Genomic DNA, 13,355 nt, shown 5'->3' on the forward strand with positions numbered 1-13,355 from the left:
GTGCCCACAGGCAAGATCAAGTTCTTCGACACCGATCGTGGCTTCGGCTTCATCGCCGGTGACGACGGCTCCCAGGTGTTCCTGCACGCGTCCGCGCTGCCCGCCGAGGTCACCGATCCCAAGCCCGGCTCGCGCGTCGACTACGGCGTCGCCGACGGCCGCAAGGGTCCGCAGGCGCTGTCCGTGACCCTGCTCGACCCCGTCCCCTCCGTCCAGCGCGTGCAGCGCCGGTCCGCCGAGGACATGGCGCCCGTGGTCGAGGACCTCATCAAGCTGCTCGACCGCGCGTCCGGTTCGCTGCGCAAGGGCCGCTACCCCGAGAAGGAGCTGGCCTCGCGGCTGGCCTCCGTGATGCGCATCGTCGCCGACGACTTCGAGGCCTGAGATGACCACCACCGCCGAGTCCGACACGCAGGCGGGCACGCCCACGCCCGCCGAGACGCCCACCACCCCCGCCCGCCGCGCCTCCGCGAGGCCGCGCCGCGACGCGGTCCTGGCCGCCGCCGTCGAGCAGGCACGCCAGGCCGCCCTGGAGACCTCCGGCGTCGAGGACGTCGGTGAGCACCTGGGCTACGTCGACGACGCCGAGCGCCTCGGCAGCCACCGCTTCGCCAGCACCGCCGCCGGCTACCGCGGCTGGCACTGGACCGTCACGGTCGCGCGCGTCTCGCGCTCCAAGACCGTCACCGTGTGCGAGGTCGAGCTGCTCCCCGGCGACGGCGCGCTCCTGCCCCCGGCCTGGCTGCCGTGGTCCGAGCGGCTCACGCCCGGCGACGTCGGCCCCAACGACGTGCTGCCGCAGGACGCCGTGGACGACCGCGTCGTCCCGGGCTACGACCCGCAGGACGGCGACCCGGTCGACGTCAGCCGCGACGCGAGCGCGATCATCGAGCTCGGCGCCTGGCGCGAGCAGGTCCCGAGCCGCCAGACGCTGCTGGACGCCGCCGACCGCTGGGAGACCCGTCTCCCCGTGCGGGGTCGCTCGTTCGCGACCGACCCGAACGCCTTCATCGTCCCGCTGACCGGGGTGCTCGGGCAGGTCTACGGCGTCTGCGTCAACGAGTTCTCGCCCGACGACGGCAGGATCGTCCGCCTCGACCAGGTCTCCGACACCCCCGCCCCGCGCGAGGTCGTGGAGTCCGTCTGGCCCGAGAACGCACCGTTCATGGACGAGCTCACGCTCGACACGGCCGAGCTCCCCGACGAGGCGTCCGACCCCTCCTGACCCCGGGGGGCACGCTCCACATCGAGCCGCCCCTCGCGGCCGACGCCGTCAAACCGTTCCCATCCGTCCACGGACTGTGGCGTGGGCGACGTCCCGTTGCCCTGCGCGGATACATACGTAAACTGAAGCCAGTACTCGCTGTTTCTTGACTTCGTTACGTGTTCGATATCGATTCGTCGCCGGATCGTCGATCACCATCCATAGGTTTGTTCGTGCGGTCGTTCGCACACGAGGTGCGACTGTGTCGCGCCTGGAAGGGGTTGGAGCTCGTGCATCGTGGCTCTGCGGTCACCGGGGGAGGCGAGACCGGATCTCCCGAGCCCACCGCGGCCACCGCCACTCGCTCTACACCTGTAGTGAACGCGGGGCAGCGCACCGACGCCGACGCCCCGCCCGCAGCGAAGCCCCCGACCCGCCCCGCCTCTCCCACCCTCGCCGCGCCCCCCGCGCGCCGCGTCGTCGGCCCGCCCGAGTGGCACGCTCGCATCCAGCTCATCCTCACCGTCACCGACGCGATGGCGATCGCCGTCACGATGGTCGCCGCGCAGGCGTTCTGGCTCGGCGCCGCGGTCGAGGTCCAGGTCGGCTGGGTGCAGGTGGACTACACGCTCGTCGGCTGCGTCATCGCGCTCATCTGGATGTTCTTCCTCGCGGCCACGCGCTCGCGCCAGCCGCGCATCCTGTCCAGCGGTGTGCTCGAGTACCAGCGCGTGCTGAACGCCACGCTGCTCGCCTTCGGCACGACGGCGATCCTCGCCTTCCTCCTGCAGGTCGCCGTCTCCCGCGGCTACTTCCTCATCGCGCTCCCGCTCGGGGCGGTGCTCGTCCTCGCCAACCGGTGGTGCTGGCGCCAGTACCTCGACCGCGCCCGCCGTCGCGACACCTACGTCGACCACGCCATGATCATCGGCCGGCGGGACGACGTGCAGCGCCTCACCCGCGCGCTGGCGAAGAACCGCTCGGCCGGTCTGCGCCCCGTCGCGGCGTGCGTGCTCGACGACGACCTGCGTCCGGTCGACGACCTGCGCGGGGGAGTCCTCCCGCGCATCCCGCGGGCCTCGCTCGTGCGCGGCGCCTCCTCGGCCGCCGTCGACGTCGTCGTGGTCGCGGGGGAGATGCCGGGCGGTCGCGAGGACGTGCGCCGCCTGGGCTGGGACCTCGAGGGCACGCACGCCGAGCTCATCCTGGAGTCCCGGCTGACCGACATCGCCGGCCCGCGCCTGCACCTGCGCCCCGTCGAGGGTCTGCCGCTCGTGTACGTGACGCTGCCGCAGTTCACCGGGCTGACCTACGTCACCAAGCGGCTGCTGGACATCGTGCTCAGCCTCACCGCCGTCGTCCTCCTCTCGCCCGTGCTGCTGCTGATTGCGCTGATCATCCGGCTGGGCGACCGCGGTCCCGCGCTGTTCCGCCAGGTCCGCATCGGCGCCGACGGGCAGCCGTTCACGATGCTGAAGTTCCGCTCCATGCGCACCGACGCCGAGGAGGTGCTCGCCAGGCTCAAGGAGCAGGACGAGGGCGCCGGGCTGCTGTTCAAGATGAAGGACGACCCGCGCATCACCCGCGTGGGCAAGGTCCTGCGCAAGCTGTCGCTGGACGAGCTGCCCCAGTTCCTCAACGTGCTGGGCGGCTCGATGAGCGTCGTCGGCCCGCGCCCGCCGCTGCCGAGCGAGGTGGCCGCCTACGAGGGCGACGTCTCGCGCCGCCTGCTCATCAAGCCCGGCATCACGGGCCTGTGGCAGGTCAGCGGGCGCTCCGACCTCTCCTGGGAGGAGAGCGTCCGGCTGGACCTCGTCTACGTCGAGAACTGGTCGATCACCGGCGACCTCGCCCTCATCGCCCGCACCGTGCTGACGGTGCTGCGGCGCGAGGGGGCGTATTGAGCGGGGTCCCCAGCGTCGCGGCCCTCGGGCCGCTGCGACGCGTGCGCGTCAACGTCCGCTCGAGCTCGCGCGTGTTCCTCGACAACGCGCCGCTGTTCGCGGCGGGCGCGGCGTTCGTCGTCGTCCTCGTGCTGTTCTCCGACCACCTCAGCCGCGGGCCGCACCTGTTCCTGGGCGTCTCGATCGGCACGGTAGCGGCCGGGCTGGCCTTCGCGCTCCCGTGGCGACGGCTTCCCCCCTCCGCCCCGACGGCGGTCCCCCTGCTCGGGCTCCTGGCCCTCGGCGTCCTGACCGCGGGCAACGTTCCCGTGGCGATGCTGGCCGTCTTCCCCGTGCTGACGCTCGCGCGCTCGCACGGGCCGCTCGCCTCGGCGCTCGGCGTGGCCGGCGGCATGCTCGTGGCGTGGATGCCGCTGATCGCGACGCCCGTGGCCATCACGTCCGCCCACCTGCCCTCGCTCATCATCCTGCCGCTCGTCCTGACCACGGTGGCCGTGACGGTCGCTCGGATGGACCGCAGCCGGCAGGCGCGCAGCCGCCTCCTGGCGCAGCGCGACGGCACGCTGCAGCAGCTGCTGGACGACCTCGTGCTGGAGCGCGAGATGCTCGAGGGCATCCTGGCCGCGCTGCCGGCCGGTGTGCTCGTGCTCGACGGGTCGCGCGTGGTCCTGGCCAACCCGCAGGTCGAGCACCTGTACGGACCGGTGGACGCCGACGCGGTGCACCCGTGGCGCGTGCAGAACGGCGTGGAGGACGACGACGCCCCCGGGTCGCTCGCCGCCCGCGCCGTCGCCGGTGAGCCGCTCGAGGCCGAGACGCAGTGGTGGCGCGACGCCGACGGCGACCGCACCGCGGTGCGCGGCACGTCCGTCGCCCTGCCCGCGCCCGCCGGCTCCCGGCCGCTGCGCGTCGTGCTGTTCGAGGACCTCACGGAGGAGGAGCGCGCGATCCAGCGGCGCGAGGACTTCGTGCGCGCCGTCTCCCACGAGCTGCGCACGCCCCTGACGTCCGTGGTCGGCTACCTCGACCTCGTGCGCGAGGGCGGGGAGGTGCCCGCCGAGCTGGGGGAGCTGCTCGGCGTCGCCGACCGCAACGCCCAGCGCGTGCTGCGCATGGTGGACGACCTGGCCATCGCCTCGCAGCTGCGCGAGGGCGAGGTGGTCCTGGACGACGGGCTGCACGACCTCGGCGCCATCGCGCGCGACAGCCTCGCGGGGGCGCGGTACGACGCCGCCGTCGCCCGCGTGGTGCTCGTGGACGAGACCGACGGCGCGTGGCCCGTCCGCGGCGACCGCGATCGGTTGCGCCACGCCGTCGACCACCTCGTCTCGAACGCGGTGCTGTACTCCGAGCCCGGCGGACACGTGACGGTCCGGCTGGCCGCGCGGATCGACGGCGTCGTGCTCGTCGTGACCGACGAGGGCATCGGCATCGCCGAGGCCGACCAGGCGCGCGTGTTCGAGCGGTTCTACCGCGCTCCCGAGGTCATGCGCGGATCTCGCCACGGCACCGGCCTCGGCCTGCCCGTCGCGCGCGAGATCGTGGCACGGCACGGCGGCGAGGTGCACGTGCGCAGCCGCCAGGGCGTGGGCACCGAGGCGGAGATCCTGCTGCCGTGCGCGGCGACCGCGGCGCCGGCCGGGGAGCTGGTGCGCTGATGCTCGACCCCGGGACCCTGATGGTCGTGGAGTACCTCGTGCTCAGCCTCATCACCGCCGTGTACGGCGCCGACGTGGTGCGCCGCGGCTTCACCGCGCCCGACGTCTGCTGGGCCGTGGCGCTCCTCGCGGCCGGGCTCGGCTACCTCGGCGGCCTGATGGCCTCGGAGACGCCCGAGGCGACGTGGGCGCGACCCGTGGCCTCCGGGCTCGTGGTGACAGCCGTGGGCGCCCTGTGGGCCGGTGCGCACGTCTTCTCCGGCCACCGCACGCTGCTGTGGCTGCCGCCCGTCACGGGCGTGCTGGTCGCCGCCGTCGAGCCCGTCGCGGTGCGTGCCGCGCTCGGCAGCGACACCGCGCTGACGGGGCACGAGCTCGTGCACGTCGGGGTGGCGGCCTGGGCGATCGCCACCACGGCCGCCGTGGTCCGCGGACCGCTGGTGCGCTACTTCGGCGGCGTGGTGATCGCGTTCGCGCTCGGCACGGTCGGCGCGGCCCTGGCGATCCGCCTCCTCGTGGCGCTGGCGGCCGGCGAGGGCAGCGCGATCGTGGCCGGCGTGCTGGAGCCCGGGATGGCCTCGCTCGCCGTCGCCCTCGCGATGACGGCGGCGGGGATCGGCGTGATCCTGCTGCGGGCGGGGGAGCGCGGCGCGATACAGCTCGCCGACCCGCTGTTCGACACCACGCTCGGGGTCCGCACGCCCGAGGGGCTGACGCGCCGCAGCGAGCAGCTGCTCGCACAGGCGCGCGGGCGCGGGCAGGAGGTCGTGGTCGTGGTGGTGGACGTGGCCGACCCCGACACGCTGCGGGAGGCCTACGGCTCCCGGATGCTCGAGGCCTCGCGCGAGCTCGTCGCGGCGGTGCTCCTGGAGATCGTGCCCCGCGGCGGCGCCGTCGGCCTGTGCGAGCACACCGAGCACCGGTTCGTGGCGATCCTCCCGGACCACGACGCGCCGCTCGCCTCGCGCTGGGCGGAGGACGTGCGCCGCGCGATCCGCGCCTCCCGCGTGCAGGTCGACGCCGATGCGCTGCGCCTGACCGTGTCCACCGGTCTCGCGGTGGGGGACGAGGACCTCGACGCGCTGATCACGCGGGCCGCGGCCGCCGTCGGCGAGGACGAGAACGCCCGCCGACCCCGTCGCTGAGCGACAGGACCGACGGGCGGTCAGGGACGAGCTCGGCCCGTCTCAGCTCTGGGGCTGACGGAACCGGTAGCCGACACCCCGCACGGTCTCGATCCAGCGCGGGTTGCTGCTGTCGTCGTCCAGCTTGCGGCGCAGGTTGACCATGTGGACGTCGAGCCGGCGGTTCTCCGACTGCTCCACGGGCGCCGAGGCGTCCTCGCGGCCGTGACGCAGCATGCGCGCCAGGTCCTCCTTGCTGGAGACGCGGCCGGGAACCGTGACGAGGTGGGCGAGGATGTCGAACTCGCTGCGCGTGAGGTGCACGTCGTCCTCGGCCAGCGTGACGGTCCGGGCGAGGCGGTCGACGACGAGGTCGCGGCCGCGCTCGTCCTGCGCCCGCACGGGGCCCTGGGGGAACGGCTCGAGGCCGCCGGGGCCGACCGGCGGCGCGAGGGTGGCGGCCGCGGTCGTGAGGGTGCCCTCGGCACCCTCGGCGCCGGAGCGCTCGGTGGTGCGTGGGCGGCGGAGCATCGCCTCGATGCGGGCGCGCAGCTCGCGCGGCCGGAACGGCTTGGTGATGTAGTCGTCGGCACCGGACTCGAGACCCATGAGGGCGTCGATCTCGTCGACGCGCGCCGTCAGCATGATGATGTACGCGTCCGAGAACGTGCGGATGCGGCGCGCGACCTCGAAGCCGTCGATGTCGGGCAGGCTGATGTCGAGGGTGACGACGATGGGGTCGGTCTCACGGGCGAGGTCGACTCCCTCGAGCCCGGTCGCGGCCGAGTGGGTGTCGAACCCCGCGGGGCGCAGGACCATCTCGAGGAGGCGACGGACGTCGGGGTCGTCCTCGACGATGACGACGCTGCGGGTGGGTGTGCTCATGTTCCGAGACAGTACAAGCCTTGCCGGACGCGCAGGGGAGCGCAACCCGTTCTTGTGGATGGTTGGAGGCTATTCTGCGGCACCCTTGGGTTCTCCTTGCGCTGATGCTGCGGCAGGCGATGCTGACCGTGCGGAGGGCTGTTGTGAACACAGCGACGGCCGCCCCGCACAGGTGCGGGACGGCCGTCGTGTGCTGCCGGTCGAGGGCACCGACCGGCGAGCGAGGATCAGGCGTTGCTGCGCGAGCCCCGCTTGACGAGGTAGGTGCCACCGGCACCGACCACGAGGAGGCCACCGGCGAGGGCCGCGAGGCCGCCGACCGAGGCGCCCGTGTTGGCGAGGCCGCCGGTGGAGGCGGAGCCGCCGGTGCTTCCCGAGCCGGAGCCCGAACCGCTGCCGGTGCCGCCGCCGATCTGCGGGTTGCCGACCGTGATGACCTGGGCCGGGATCGTCAGACCGTTGTCCGTGGTGATGGTCGCGGTGTAGATGCCGTCCTGCGAGGCGCTGAACGCGAACGTCACCGACTCGTTCACGACGTCCTTGGTGAGGGCAGCCGTTCCCGCGATCGTGATGGCGGAGTCGGGGATGCTCGCAGGGGTTGAGACGACGGTCAGCGTTGCGGTCTCGGCGCCGACGAGACCGTCAGCCGTGATGGAGATGGTCTCGCCGACAGCGGGGGACGGGTCGCTGACGGCAGCGGCTACGGGCGGGGCGGGGTAGGCCTGGGCGGCGGCCGGCAGCGCGACGAGCGCGAGCAGCGTGGCACCCACGGCGAGGATTCGCTTCATGGTGTTCTTCCTTCGGACGACGGGTGGACGTGCTGGGTGGTTCGTGTGCGAGCTGACGCTCAGACGGAGACGACCTCGAGGTCGTTCCGCACGACGGTGGTGCCGGTGCGGCACCGGCTGCGGCGGACGAGGTAGGCGGCGCCGGTGGCACCGCTGACGATGCCCGCGGCGAGCGACACGACGAGTGCGGAGTTGACCGCGCTGCCGGGCTGGGCGATGACGGCGGAGGTGACGGACGTCTCATCCACGGAGGCGGGTGATGCGGCGTTCGTGGAGGCGGCGGCCGGCCCTGCGACGCCGACGAGCATCAGGGCCGTCGCGGTGACGATCGGCCTGAGGAGTCGAGTCATGAGGTCTCCGAGCTGTCTGAACAGGGGGTCCGCGGTAGCCCGGTGGGCCATCACTCCTTGAACCTTACATAAACCAAACAGTTCTGCAAGGCCAGTTCAGAAACGTTGCGTTTCTTGGACGTAAACACTCAAGCATCGAGTTCGCTTTTGGTATGGGCGTGTGGTTCAGTGGCGATCGTGAAGCTCTCTGTGATCGGTTGTGGCTACCTGGGCGCTGTGCACGCGTCGTGCATGGCCGACCTGGGGCACGAGGTCGTCGGGATCGACGTCGACGCTGCCAAGGTGGCCCAGCTGAACGCGGGGGAGCCGCCGTTCCACGAGCCCGGCCTCGGTGAGGTCCTGCGCCGCGCGCTCGACTCGGGCCGTCTTCGCTTCAGTACCGACATGGCGGACGCCGCCTCGGCCCGCGTGCATTTCGTCGGCGTCGGCACCCCCCAGCAGCAGGGCAGCTACGCCGCCGACCTCACCTACGTGGACGCAGCGATCGACGCGCTCGTGCCGCACCTGCACGCCGGGTCCGACGGCCCCGCTGTCGTGGCCGGCAAGTCGACCGTGCCGGTCGGCACCGCCGCCCGCCTCGCCGAGAAGATTGGCGACGCCGGCGTCCTGGCCTGGAACCCCGAGTTCCTTCGCGAGGGCTTCGCGGTGCAGGACACCGTCGCGCCCGACCGCCTGGTCTACGGACTGCCCGGTGACGACGCGAAGGCGGCCGTCGCGCGCGACGCGCTCGACGCGGTCTACGCCTCCATCCTCGAGCGTGGCACGCCGCGCCTGACCGCCGATTACGCGAGCGCCGAGCTCGTGAAGGTCGCGGCGAACTCCTTCCTCGCGACCAAGATCTCCTTCATCAACGCGATGGCGGAGATGTGCGAGGTGACGGGCGCCGACGTCAGCTTCCTGGCCGAGGCCATCGGCCACGACGACCGCATCGGCAAGAAGTTCCTCAAGGCCGGCATCGGCTTCGGCGGCGGGTGCCTCCCCAAGGACATCCGGGCGTTCATGGCCCGGGCGGGCGAGCTGGGCGCCGAGCAGTCCCTCACGTTCCTGCGCGAGGTCGACTCCATCAACCTGCGCCGCCGCCAGCACGTGGTCAATCTGACCGTGCACGCGCTCGAGGGCCGCGTACCGGGCAAGCCCGTGGCCGTGCTCGGCGCCGCCTTCAAGCCGCACTCCGACGACATCCGCGACTCCCCGGCGCTCGACGTCGCCTCCCGCCTGTCCGGCCTCGGGGCCAAGGTCCGCATCGTCGACCCGGCCGCCGGTCCCGTGCTCCGCCGGGTCCGCCCCGACCTGGACGTGCGCGACTCGGCCCACGACGCCGTCGCCGGTGCGCATGTCGTGCTCCTCCTGACGGAGTGGCCGGAGTTCCGTGACCTCGACCCGGTCGAGCTCGGCGAGAGCGTCGAGCACCGCACGATCATCGACGGCCGCAACGTCCTCGACTCCGCCGCGTGGCGTGCGGCCGGCTGGACCTACATCGGGCTGGGACGGCCCTAGGTGGTCCGGGTGGTGCGCCGCGTCACGGCGGCGGCGTCAGCCCTCCTCGCAGCAACGATGCTCGTGGCCTGTGGTTTGGCCGGGGCGTCGGAGACGGACCCCGCTGACGCCCCGGAGACGGTCGACATCAGCGACCCCGCCGCCTACGCGGCCGACCTCGTCGAGGCGACGAACGAGGCGCGAGAGGCGGAGGGTCTGGCGGCTCTGACGCCGTCGGTGTGCGCCGCGGACGCCGCCGCGGTCCGCGCCGCCGATCTCGTCGGGAGCGACGACCTCACCCACGCCCCGCTCGAGGGTGTCATCGAGACGTGCGCCCCTGCGAACGGCGCCGCGGAGAACCTCGTGCGCTCCGCCGCCGACCCGCGTGCGGTCACCGAGGCCTGGCTGGACTCCCCGGGTCACCGCGAGAACCTGCTCAACCCCGACTACGTGACCGGGGCAATCGTGTGCGAGCCCGACAGCGATGTGCTGGTCTGCGCGCACGTCTTCCTGAACGCCGAGGTCGCGTGAGGACCTCAGGCGGGTTTGGGCGAAACGACCGCGACCAGGCGACGCACGGCGCCGTCGATCGCTTCGAAGGACGCCGCGTAGTGAGCGTCGGAGCGTCGGTAGGGGTCGGGCACGTCGTCCTCCTCCGGCGGAACGCGGACGATGCCGCGTGCCCGGATCGCCAGCGGCACGAGGGCGCGCAGGCGTTCGGCGGCGTCGCCCTCGGGAAGCGCGTCGCGACCGACGTGCTCGGCCAGCCGGGCAAGCTCGAGCAGCGTGAAGGTGCGCCTGAGCGCACCCGGCCAGGCCACAACGGCGTGCGAGCGGTGCTCGAGCGTGAGCGCCAGCACGAGGTCAGCGGACCGGACGTCGTCGGGCGTCAGCAAGCGCGCCTCGAAGGTGGCTGTGTCGGCGCCCGCGCGCTCCAGCAGCGGAACCATCGGGCCGGAGATCGGCTCACCCACCAGGGCGCCGGTACCCGCGCTCACGACCTCCACGGCGTCGCCGAGATGCAGGCGGAGCAGTCGCTCGGCCGCAGGGGAGCGGCAGATGTTGCCCGTGCAGATCGTCAGGACTCGGAAGTGAGAAGTAGTCGTATGAGTCGCACCAGTCGCTTCAGTCACCCCGTCAGCGTACGGACGTCCGTGCGTGCCCGGATCCCCGGGGTCGCGGCATGACCACCGCGGGGCGCCCCTGGGCGCTCGTCCTCGTCGCCATCCTCGTCGTCCTGAACGGGATCGTTCTGACGGTGCTGCTGACCGCGGACGGGCCCGTCGGGTCGGCCGCGCCGTCGCCGTCGGTGCCGGCCTCGGCAGCACCCGCGGTGCCAATTCCGGGCGCCGAGGAGCCGGCTTCGCAGGTCCCGACCGAGGATCCGTCGGCCACGATCCCGTTGGTGGCCCCCGCGTCGCTCGCCACCCGTCAGATCGTCGCAGTTGACGGGGACGTGGCCTGGCGCTCCACCCTCGCTTCCTGCGGTCAGGGCGCCGCGCTCGTCGAACGCACGCTGGACGGCGGCGCCTCATGGGACGCGGCGGAGCTCGACATCGACTCTGTGGTCCGGCTCCGCGCGACCGATGCCGGCTCGGCATTCGTGGTCGGCGCGGCTCAGGACTGTGCGACCGCGCTCGCCTCCACCACCGACGGCGGGGACACGTGGAGCCGTGCCGATGCGACGCTGAGCTCCGCCTGGTTCCTCGCGCCCACCGACAGGACGTTCGTGGCCGGTCCGCGCGGGGACGCTCCTGTGCCGTGTCCAGCAGGGGCGGTCGACCTTGCCGCTGTCGATGTGCAACGCGGGGCGGTGCTGTGCCAAGACGGTTCGCTGGCGATCTCGGCGGACGGTGGGCAGAGCTGGGCGACGACCGTCTCTGTCGCTGGGGCCAGGGCGTTGACGCAAAACGGCTCGGCCTATGTGGTCGCGACGTTCGAGGGTCCGTGTGAGGCGCTGTCGGTCTACGGCATCAGCAGCGACGGTCAGTCGCAGAATGAGCCGCTCGCATGTGCGCCCGTCACTACGGCGGGCGACGTCGCAGTGTCCATCACGGGTGACCTGCTGTGGGTGTGGTCCGGGGCGGACCTGGCGATCTCGGAGGATGGTGGTCAGACGTGGTGAGCCCGACGAGTACCCGGCGGCGCCGCACCAAGGTCCGGCGCACACGCGGCCGACGCACGGGCATTGTGCTGGGCTGGGTCCTGCTCGGCTGCGTGGCCGTCGTGGCCGTCGCCGGGGTGTGGACCGCGGTCGATGCGTTCCGCGTGCGGGACCAGCTCGTGGAGGCGGCGGGCGTGGTTCCGCAGCTCGAGGATCAGGTCCTCGCCGGCGATGACGAGGCCGTCGCGACTTCGGTGGCGACGCTGCGCGATGCGGCGTCGAGCGCTGTTGCCACGACCGGCCGTCCGCACTGGAAACTGACTTCGTGGTTGCCAGGCGTGGGACCTAACGTCCGCGCGGTCCAAACGCTCGCCGGCACCGTGTCGGACCTCGCGGAGGGCCCTCTCCCAAGCCTGCCAGCCGTCGTGGCTGCCGCGAGCCCGGCAGCGCTCGCTCCGCAGGACGGACGGGTCGACGTCCAGAGCGTGGCCGAGGCCGCACCCGTGGTGATCGCGGCCGACGACGGTGTGAACGCCGCGATCGCCTCGCTGGCGGCGATCGACCGCTCCGCACTCCTGCCCCAGGTGGGCGGCGCCGTCGACCAGCTCGCAGGGGAACTCGCCGACCTCCGCCTCTCGACGGCGACGGCCTCGCGTGCCGTCCAGCTCATCCCGCCGATGATGGGGATCGACGGCCCGCGCGACTACCTCGTACTGGTGCAGAACAACGCCGAGCCGCGCGCCCTCGGAGGCATCGTGGGTTCGGTGCTTGTGCTTCGTGCCGAGGAAGGCTCGATCGAGCTGGTCGAGCAGGTAGCGGGGAACTCGATCTCGTTCGACGAGCCCGTCGGCGACTTGACCGACAGCGAGACGGCGATCTTTGGCTCGCAGCTCGGCCGGTTCATGCTCAACGTGACGAGCACGCCGGACTTCCCCCGGGCCGCGCAGCTCGCGAGCGACATGTGGATCGCCGAGCGCGGTGAGACACCCGCCGGGGTGCTGTCCCTCGATCCTGTGGCACTGGCGGGACTGCTCGGCGCAACCGGGCCGGTGACGACCGAGGCCGGTTTGACCCTGACTGCGGACGGCGCCGCGCAGTATCTCCTGAACCAGATCTACCTCGACGAGCCCGACCCCGCCCAGCAGGACGTGTTCTTCGCTGATGCGGCAGCCAGCATCTTCTCTGCCCTTTCTGGGGGAAGCGGGGACGCTCAGGCCGCCGTGAGTTCGCTCGTGCAGTCGAGCGACCAGGGGCGGCTCATGCTGTGGTCGAGCGACCCGGTCGAGCAGTCTCTGCTCGACGGTACCCAGCTCGCTGGAGAGGTGCCAGAAGTTGGATCGACCCCGGTGGTCGGTGTCTATCTGAATGACGGGTCTGGCGCGAAGATCGGCTACTACCTGGAGGTCGCCACGTCGCTGGCGGTGTCCGAGTGTCGGCCCGACGGTTCTCAGCGACTTCGACTGAAGGTTGACCTGACGTCGGCCGTCCCGGATTTGGCAACGCTGCCCGCCTACCTCACGGGAGGTGGTGCTTTCGTACCCGAGGGAACGATCCAGACGAACCTCTCCGTCTTCGGGCCTTCCGGTGGACGGATTCTGGGGGTCAGCGGACCTGAGGGCGAAATGCCTGTCCTTACCCAGCGTCAGGGCGACAGCCCGGTATCGCTCATCACCGTCACTTTGAACCCGTCGGAGTCCATGCAGCTCGAGCTCGAGCTGGTGACAGGCAAGCAGGTCGACGGTGTACCGACCTTGAGAACCACACCCGGGCCTCGCGCCACGGTCCAGACGATCGAGCCGGGTTGCGCCGCGACCTCGTGAACGAGTCACACCTCGATCAACCGCGGGCGGCACAAGCGCTCG

Annotated in this window: 13 protein-coding genes; 9 read left to right on the forward strand and 4 right to left on the reverse strand. The window is 72.2% G+C overall.

The genetic code is table 11. From position 1 onward, the window contains the following. The 5 genes from SERN_RS09010 (at position 1) to SERN_RS09030 (ending at position 5,911) form a co-directional block, all read left to right on the forward strand. Positions 1-384 (forward strand): cold-shock protein, encoded by a 384-nt coding sequence (locus tag SERN_RS09010; RefSeq protein ID WP_135849736.1) that lies wholly within the window; start codon positions 1-3, stop codon positions 382-384. Position 385: 1 nt separating this feature from the next. After that, positions 386-1,225, forward strand: coding sequence for a DUF3027 domain-containing protein (locus SERN_RS09015; RefSeq protein ID WP_135849737.1), 840 nt, complete (start codon positions 386-388; stop codon positions 1,223-1,225). A 356-nt stretch (positions 1,226-1,581) separates the two neighbouring features. Beyond that, positions 1,582-3,108 (forward strand): sugar transferase, encoded by a 1,527-nt coding sequence (locus tag SERN_RS09020; protein WP_135849738.1) that lies wholly within the window; start codon positions 1,582-1,584, stop codon positions 3,106-3,108. After that, positions 3,105-4,766 carry a sensor histidine kinase gene (locus SERN_RS09025; RefSeq protein WP_135849739.1) on the forward strand — a complete coding sequence of 554 codons (1,662 nt, stop codon included), beginning with the start codon at positions 3,105-3,107 and terminating at the stop codon, positions 4,764-4,766. Before SERN_RS09020 ends, SERN_RS09025 begins: the two co-directional genes overlap by 4 nt. Next, a complete protein-coding gene (locus SERN_RS09030) occupies positions 4,724-5,911 on the forward strand; it encodes a diguanylate cyclase domain-containing protein (RefSeq protein WP_135849740.1) in 1,188 nt (395 codons plus the stop codon). Before SERN_RS09025 ends, SERN_RS09030 begins: the two co-directional genes overlap by 43 nt. 42 nt (positions 5,912-5,953) lie before the next feature. Here SERN_RS09030 and SERN_RS09035 read toward each other — a convergent pair whose 3' ends face one another. From SERN_RS09035 to SERN_RS09045, 3 genes are all read right to left on the reverse strand, one after another. Continuing rightward, a complete protein-coding gene (locus SERN_RS09035) occupies positions 5,954-6,775 on the reverse strand; it encodes a response regulator transcription factor (RefSeq protein ID WP_135849741.1) in 822 nt (273 codons plus the stop codon). A gap of 227 nt (positions 6,776-7,002) precedes the next feature. Further along, entirely contained in the window at positions 7,003-7,563 is a 561-nt protein-coding gene (locus SERN_RS09040) for a hypothetical protein (RefSeq protein WP_135849742.1), read from the reverse strand. 59 nt (positions 7,564-7,622) lie between these two features. Continuing rightward, positions 7,623-7,913 (reverse strand): hypothetical protein, encoded by a 291-nt coding sequence (locus SERN_RS09045; RefSeq protein ID WP_135849743.1) that lies wholly within the window; start codon positions 7,911-7,913, stop codon positions 7,623-7,625. A 177-nt stretch (positions 7,914-8,090) separates the two neighbouring features. Here SERN_RS09045 and SERN_RS09050 point away from each other — a divergent pair, with 177 nt between their 5' ends. Both SERN_RS09050 and SERN_RS09055 read left to right on the forward strand, forming a co-directional pair. Continuing rightward, positions 8,091-9,410 carry a UDP-glucose dehydrogenase family protein gene (locus SERN_RS09050; RefSeq protein WP_135849744.1) on the forward strand — a complete coding sequence of 440 codons (1,320 nt, stop codon included), beginning with the start codon at positions 8,091-8,093 and terminating at the stop codon, positions 9,408-9,410. 9 nt (positions 9,411-9,419) lie between these two features. Continuing rightward, positions 9,420-9,920, forward strand: a complete 501-nt coding sequence (locus SERN_RS09055) for a CAP domain-containing protein (protein ID WP_135849745.1) — start codon at positions 9,420-9,422, stop codon at positions 9,918-9,920. Positions 9,921-9,925: 5 nt separating this feature from the next. On the opposite strand, the gene SERN_RS15795 is transcribed toward SERN_RS09055, so the two are convergent. Beyond that, positions 9,926-10,522: an arsenate-mycothiol transferase ArsC gene (locus SERN_RS15795; RefSeq protein WP_135849746.1), complete on the reverse strand. Its 597-nt coding sequence runs from the start codon at positions 10,520-10,522 to the stop codon at positions 9,926-9,928. 50 nt (positions 10,523-10,572) lie between these two features. On the opposite strand from SERN_RS15795, the gene SERN_RS15800 reads away from it, so the two are divergent. Both SERN_RS15800 and SERN_RS09070 read left to right on the forward strand, forming a co-directional pair. Beyond that, on the forward strand, positions 10,573-11,514 hold the full coding sequence (locus tag SERN_RS15800; RefSeq protein ID WP_135849747.1) for a WD40/YVTN/BNR-like repeat-containing protein: 942 nt from the start codon (positions 10,573-10,575) through the stop codon (positions 11,512-11,514). Next, complete coding sequence (locus tag SERN_RS09070) at positions 11,508-13,313, forward strand: DUF4012 domain-containing protein (RefSeq protein WP_135849748.1); 1,806 nt, start codon at positions 11,508-11,510, stop codon at positions 13,311-13,313. The genes SERN_RS15800 and SERN_RS09070 overlap by 7 nt, the downstream gene beginning before the upstream one ends. Positions 13,314-13,355 lie beyond the last annotated feature (42 nt).

The sequence above is a fragment of the Serinibacter arcticus genome, assembly GCF_004786095.1.
Classification (GTDB): Bacteria; Actinomycetota; Actinomycetes; order Actinomycetales; family Beutenbergiaceae; genus Litorihabitans; species Litorihabitans arcticus.